Annotated in this window: 7 protein-coding genes and 1 pseudogene; 7 read left to right on the forward strand and 1 reads right to left on the reverse strand. The window is 62.2% G+C overall.

Features of this window, described 5'->3' with window-relative positions; genetic code table 11:
• A pseudogene (locus LJE63_03520) lies at positions 1-251 on the reverse strand (pyridine nucleotide-disulfide oxidoreductase).
• A 113-nt stretch (positions 252-364) separates the two neighbouring features.
• Here LJE63_03520 and LJE63_03525 point away from each other — a divergent pair.
• The 7 genes from LJE63_03525 (at position 365) to LJE63_03555 (ending at position 5,932) form a co-directional block, all read left to right on the forward strand.
• Positions 365-1,783 (forward strand): sigma 54-interacting transcriptional regulator, encoded by a 1,419-nt coding sequence (locus LJE63_03525; protein MCG6905672.1) that lies wholly within the window; start codon positions 365-367, stop codon positions 1,781-1,783.
• Positions 1,784-2,030: 247 nt separating this feature from the next.
• Positions 2,031-2,408: a CGGC domain-containing protein gene (locus LJE63_03530; protein MCG6905673.1), complete on the forward strand. Its 378-nt coding sequence runs from the start codon at positions 2,031-2,033 to the stop codon at positions 2,406-2,408.
• 20 nt (positions 2,409-2,428) lie between these two features.
• A complete protein-coding gene (locus tag LJE63_03535) occupies positions 2,429-2,893 on the forward strand; it encodes an iron-sulfur cluster assembly scaffold protein (GenBank protein MCG6905674.1) in 465 nt (154 codons plus the stop codon).
• Positions 2,894-2,980: 87 nt separating this feature from the next.
• Positions 2,981-3,586: a hypothetical protein gene (locus LJE63_03540; protein ID MCG6905675.1), complete on the forward strand. Its 606-nt coding sequence runs from the start codon at positions 2,981-2,983 to the stop codon at positions 3,584-3,586.
• 188 nt (positions 3,587-3,774) lie between these two features.
• On the forward strand, positions 3,775-4,131 hold the full coding sequence (locus LJE63_03545) for a DUF5320 domain-containing protein (protein MCG6905676.1): 357 nt from the start codon (positions 3,775-3,777) through the stop codon (positions 4,129-4,131).
• A gap of 291 nt (positions 4,132-4,422) precedes the next feature.
• Complete coding sequence (locus tag LJE63_03550) at positions 4,423-5,313, forward strand: ARMT1-like domain-containing protein (GenBank protein MCG6905677.1); 891 nt, start codon at positions 4,423-4,425, stop codon at positions 5,311-5,313.
• A 322-nt stretch (positions 5,314-5,635) separates the two neighbouring features.
• Positions 5,636-5,932 carry a glycogen-binding domain-containing protein gene (locus tag LJE63_03555; GenBank protein MCG6905678.1) on the forward strand — a complete coding sequence of 99 codons (297 nt, stop codon included), beginning with the start codon at positions 5,636-5,638 and terminating at the stop codon, positions 5,930-5,932.
• The last annotated feature ends 190 nt before the right edge of the window (positions 5,933-6,122 follow it).

The raw sequence follows: 6,122 nt of genomic DNA on the forward strand, positions 1-6,122 counted from the left end.
GGGTCTATGCGCTCGGCTTTGGCGGCGATGAACTCCCCCCCTTGTTTTTCCACCACCTGCCGGGTGGCAAACCGGATCTCACCGGGAGTGTAAGTGCCACCCAGCATGCCCGGTCCCATCCCCGAGTAGTAGTGGTGCTCCTAGGGGCCAATCACCGTCACCCGATGGCCGGCGGCCGTCAATTCACCGAGCCCGGCAAGGGTCAGCATGTGGGCGTGGCCGCCGCCCACAAGGACCAGGTGTTTTCCCATAACGCCACCTCACGTATTCTTTTTTGAATAAAAATTTCACTCTTGCTTGCTTTTTTATGGGTCAAATCCCATTATGTCAATCGGATTAAAAACCTGTCTCACGGCTATCGCAAATGAAGACCAAACGAATTACCAAAACGTCCGCTGAACGTGACCGCGCGGTGGCCAGGCGACCGGCTGCGCCCACACCCACCGACACCATTCTGGAAAGCATCTCCGACGGGGTTTTCACGGTGGATCCGGACTGGCGCATCACCTCGTTCAACCGCGCAGCCGAGGAGATTACGGGTGTACCGCGTTCCGAAGCCCTCGGCCGGCGCTGCTCGGAGGTGTTCCGCTCCAGCATGTGCGGGGCGGATTGCGCCCTGCAAGAGACCCTCAAGACAGACAAGCCGATCATCGGCAAATCCGGCTTCATCATCGACGCCGAGGGCGAGCGCAGGCCCATCAGCGTCTCCACCGCGGTTCTGCGCGATGCCGATGGGCGGGTGATCGGGGGCGCGGAAACCTTCCGCGATCTCTCCGAGGTGGAGGCCCTGCGCCGCGAACTGGAAGGCCGGTTCCGGGTGGGCGATCTGGTGAGTCGCAGCCCGCTGATGCAGCGGGTCTTCGAGGTCCTGCCGGCCATCGCCGTCAGCCCCAGCACGGTGCTGATTCTGGGGGAGACCGGCACCGGCAAGGAGCTGGTGGCCCGCACCCTCCACGATCTGAGTCTGCGGCGCAAGGGGCCGTTTGTGGCGGTCAACTGCGGGGCGCTGCCGGACACCCTGCTCGAATCCGAGCTTTTCGGCTACAAGGCCGGGGCGTTCACCGGGGCCCAGCGCGACAAGCCCGGACGGTTCGCGATGGCCAAAGGCGGAACGCTTTTTCTGGACGAAATCGGTGAGATCAGCCCGGCCCTGCAGGTGCGCCTGCTGCGGGTGCTGCAGGAGCGGACCTATGAACCTTTAGGTGCCACCCGCAGCGAACCCGCTGATGCCCGCATTCTGGTCGCCACCAACCGCAACCTGGCCGAGCTGACCCGCCGGGGGACATTCCGCGAAGACCTCTACTACCGCATCAACGTGGTGCGCGTGGAGCTTCCGCCGCTGCGCCGGCGCAAGGAGGACATTCCGTTTCTGGTGGAGGAATTCATCCGGCGCTTCAACCGGCTGCACCGCAAATCCATCCAGGGCATCGGGGCCGAAGCGCTATCGCTTCTGATGGCCCATGATTGGCCCGGCAACGTCCGCGAACTGGAAAACGTCATCGAACGGGCCTTCATCCTCTGCAGGGAGAAGGTGATCGACATCCCCCACCTGCCCGAGGAACTGACCGCACGGGGAGTCCCTTCCCCGGCATCCACCGGCATCCAGAGCGCCCACGACCTGCTGGACGCCCGCTGCCTGCAGCTGGCCCTGGAGCGCAACGACTTCAACCGCGCGGCCGCCGCTCGCGAGCTGGGGATCCACAAGAGCACCTTTTTCCGCAAAATCAGGAAACTGGGCATCACCCTGCCGGCCGCCAACGGTCGATCCCATCGGCATAAATAGTCGCAGTAAAGCGCCTATTCAAACTGCCATTGGTTGCGCAATTGCGACTTTAAAATTCTCCCGAGCCCGCAGCTATTTAAATAAACATCAATTATTCCGGATGCATAAACGGTATAGCGGACCATTTTACATTTTGGCACAGCCCATGCTTAGTGTTTGTTATCGAAGCGTCTGCGCACAACCGCCCGCGAGAATACCGCGGCACCGATACCAAACCAAGATCATCCCGGCCCAAAAGGAGAAAAAAATGGCGAAAATCGGATTGATCCGCTGTGAAAAAAACGAGGCCCGCTGCCCGCTGACCGGCTGTCTGAACAGTCTCAAAAACGGGGTCGAGGGCTTCTCCGGTCATGACCACCTGGAACTTGTGGGCATCTTCACCTGCCACTGCCCGGGAGACGATGCGGTCGCACTGGCCAAGATCCTGAAAAGCAAAGGCGCCGACACGATCCACTTCTGCACCTGCACCTTCGCCCACCGCGAAGACGGTAAATGGGTCGCCGGCGACGGCTTTTGCGATCACACGGACGAGATCCTGCAGCGCGTTGCCAGCGCGGTGCAGCTGCCGTGCGTCAAAGGGACGGCCCATCTGCCGGAGAACTATCAGCCCCAGGTGTTCGTGTGAGGCGTGGGGGAGGTCATTTCATGAAGGATGCATTCGAGACCTTTGCCCAGGACCTTCAGGCGCGCATCTTCGCCGAAACCCGGCGGGAGTGGGGTGTGAAGGCATATGAGCGTTGGCGTACCCCGCGTTTCATGGGGGCCATGCCCGACGCGGATGGCTCGGCCTGCCTGCGGGGCAGCTGCGGCGATCAGATGCAGATCTTTCTCAAATTTGACGGACAGCGGGTCGCCAGGGCGACCTTTGAGACCGACGGCTGCGGCCCCAGCGTGGTCTGCGGCTCCTTCGCAGCCGAACTGGCCCACGGCAAGACGCCCGAAGCGCTTTTCGACATTACGGGGGAGACCATTCTCGCAGCCGTCGGCGGCCTGCCGCCGGACCATCAACATTGCGCTTTCCTGGCCGCTGAAACCCTGCAGGCGGCGGCCAACGACTATCTCATGCGGCAGGCCCGCAAAAACAAGACTGCGACCGGGCGACCGGGTTGAACCAAAGCCACTTAAACGAGCATCAGCCTGCGGCTTGGTCCGCTCAGGAAGGTTTTTGCACGCACTAGTGGAAGGGGTGCTGCTGCAATGAAAGCGGCTTTCTCGATATGGGACAACCGGATCGCTCCGGTTTTTGATGTGGCCCGATACATCTGCCTGGTTCAGGCCGCACCCGGCCGGGTGATCCAAAAATCCCAGGAGGAGCTGATGGGCGATGCCCCCGTCCAGAAGGTCCTGCGTCTGATGGAACTGGGGGCCGACACCTTGGTTTGCGGCGCCATCTCGCGGCCGGTGCTGAAGATGTTCTCCGGTTACGGCATCCGGGTTTACCCGTTTGTTGCCGGCGAGCTACAAACGGTGATCGACGCCTGGCTGCGTCGGGCCTTGAAGAGCGATCGTTTTGCCATGCCCGGCTGCCGCGGCCGGGCCCGCGGCCGGATGCACGCCGGGCGTGGCCCTTTTCAGGCGACGCGTCCCGACAGCTCCTCCCGCACGCCGGCGGTGGGGCCGGGCAACCCTCGCGGACAAGGCAGAGGCGCCCGCCGGCGCGCCCGAGGTGCCGCCGGTGCCGGCACCAGTGCAAACGATTACTGTGTCTGCCCGCAGTGCGGGCAGCACCAGCCGCATCAGCGTGGCGTGCCCTGTTTTGATCAAAGATGCCCGACGTGTAAAGTTGCCATGATCAGAGTGTAACCTAAGGGCCTCGATAATAAATAATTCCACACCTTGCTTGTCTTTTGGCCCGCCACCGGCGTTACACCCGCCGGCACATATCTCGATATGCGCCGACGCATGTGCCTTGGTGACGAACCAAAATCCGGCGCCATCTTGTGGAATTATTTCTTACCGCGACCCTAAACCTGAAAAAGGAGGAAATCACCATGCCAGGAGGAGATCGAACTGGACCAATGGGAATGGGCCCGATGACCGGCCGCGGGCGCGGCTACTGCACCGGCGCGTGGGCACCCGCTTACGGCGCCGGCTTCCCCAGAGGCGGTGCGGGACCGGGTTTCGGCCGCGGCCGCGGCTGGCGGCGCATGGCCTACGCCACCGGCCAACCCGGCTGGGCGCGCAGCGGCAGCTATGGTGGGGGGTTGGGCTACGCGGCCCCCTTCCGCCAGCCGGGTCCGGAAACCGAAAAGCAGGCGCTTCAAAACCAGGCCAAAGCCCTGCAAGGGGAGTTGGCGGCCATCGAGCGGCGTCTGGCTGAAATTCAGAACGCGCCGGAAGCGGAGTAAACCCTTGCCGGGGTGAACAGCAGGCAATCGGGCTGCAAGGCAAGGTCGCCGCATTTAGCGGGGCGGCCTTGCCGGCCCCCTGACTGATCAGCAATCTATCCTCGACGCCTGAGGGCCTCGGCAAAAAATAATTCCACATCTTGCTTGTCTTTTGGCCCGTCACCGGCGTTACATCCGTCGGCACATATCCCGATATGCGCCGACGAATGTGCCTTGATGACGAACCAAAATCATTCGCCATATCGTGGAATTGTTTTTTGCCGCAACCCAAAAACCCCAACCGAGCGGCGCGTGAACACTTCCCTCGACTGCATCCCCTGCCTCGTTCGCCAGGTCCTCGACGCCACCCGCATGGTGTCCGCCGATCAGACCCTGCGGACGGACATGGTCCGCCAAATGCTGCGCTGGGCCAGCACGATGGATCTGGATCAGCCGCCGCCTGTCCTTGCGCAGCGCCTTCACCGCCGGTTGCGCGAGCTCTCCGGCCAGGCTGACCCCTACCAAACGGTGAAGGCTTCCCAGAACCGCATGGCCATGGCCTTGGCAACGGAGCTGCGGGCCAAGGTCCAATCGGCGCGAGACCCGCTGACAATGGCTGTGAGGTTGGCCATCGCAGGCAACGTGATCGATCTGGGGGCAAAGAGCCGGGTTTCCAAAACGGACATGCTGCAAGCCGTCGAAAAGGCCCTGGCCGAACCGTTGTGCGGCGAGCTGAGCCAATTTCGACGAACCGCCGTCCGGGCCCGGCGCATTCTTTACCTGGCGGACAATGCGGGCGAGATCTTCTTTGACCGCCTGCTGGTTGAGGTCCTTCCCCCGCAGCGGGTCACCTTGGCCGTTCGCGGCGCCCCGGTGCTCAACGACGCGACCGCAGCCGATGCCCGGGCGGCGGGGTTGGCGGAGATCTGCGAGGTCATCGACAACGGTTCGGATGCACCGGGAACGCTGCTCGAAGATTGCAGCCCGGGATTCCAGCAGCGGTTCCGGGCGGCTGACATGATTATCGCCAAGGGTCAGGGCAACTACGAGACGCTCAGCGAGGCGCCTGGCAATATTTTTTTCCTTTTCAAGGTCAAATGCCCGGTGATTGCCGCCCATGCCGGGATGCCGGTGGGGACCCAGGTCCTGGGACGCCCGCGCCATGCGGCCAGGCAAGCTGGCGTCCGCAGCCCGGCGGGCTGAACTCGGGGCCCAACCCAACGGTGGCGGAGTCTAAGAGCGACTGCCAAAGGGAGCCCGAGGCTCCCGTTGATTGGCGAAATTGCCACGAAGGCCGTTTTCGGGTTTTCCAGTTTGAAAAAAACCCTGACAGTTAGGCGCCGGCGCCGCAGCCGGCTTCAGAATGCGGTTTACACATCAGCGCTGCGGGTTGCGGTTTCCTCTGGCATCCCTATTTTTATATTGGCGTAATAATTGCGGCAACAAATTTTCGAAGTGATGGCGCTGGATGCCAACCGGGCATCAGCCATCGCGGGTAGGCGCTAAACAGGGGAGGAATCCGGAGATGAGCCCAAAGCCTTCGCACCAGAAACCCAAAAAACGTCGGGTAACCTTTTCCCTGATCGCCCCGGATGCCCATCAGGTGGCCGTGGCGGGCGGGTTCAACGCCTGGGACGAAAGCGCCGGCAGGATGAAGCGCAACAGCGAGGGGGTCTGGCAGAAGATCGTGATGCTTTTGCCCGGCGATTACGAGTACAAATTCATGGTGGATGGTGAGTGGTTGACCGATCCCGGCAATCCCGAGATTCGCCTCAATTGCTTCGGCACCTTCAACAGTCTTCTCAGCGTGGCGGCCAAATAGAGCCTCCGCGGGCAGTCATCGGTTCGGCTGAAAGATGGGCAAAGGGGGCGCTCAGCGGAATAACCGCAGCACCCCGAAAACGGTCAACACCGCTGCTGACAACACCGCCAGAAGCAACAGACTGCCGATCAGCAGACGTCTGGCCCCCGGCCGCAAGCGATAGCCAGCAAGGCAATCGTAGCGGATGTTG

Source organism: Desulfobacteraceae bacterium (genome assembly GCA_022340425.1).
In the GTDB taxonomy this organism is placed as follows: domain Bacteria; phylum Desulfobacterota; class Desulfobacteria; order Desulfobacterales; family JAABRJ01; genus JAABRJ01.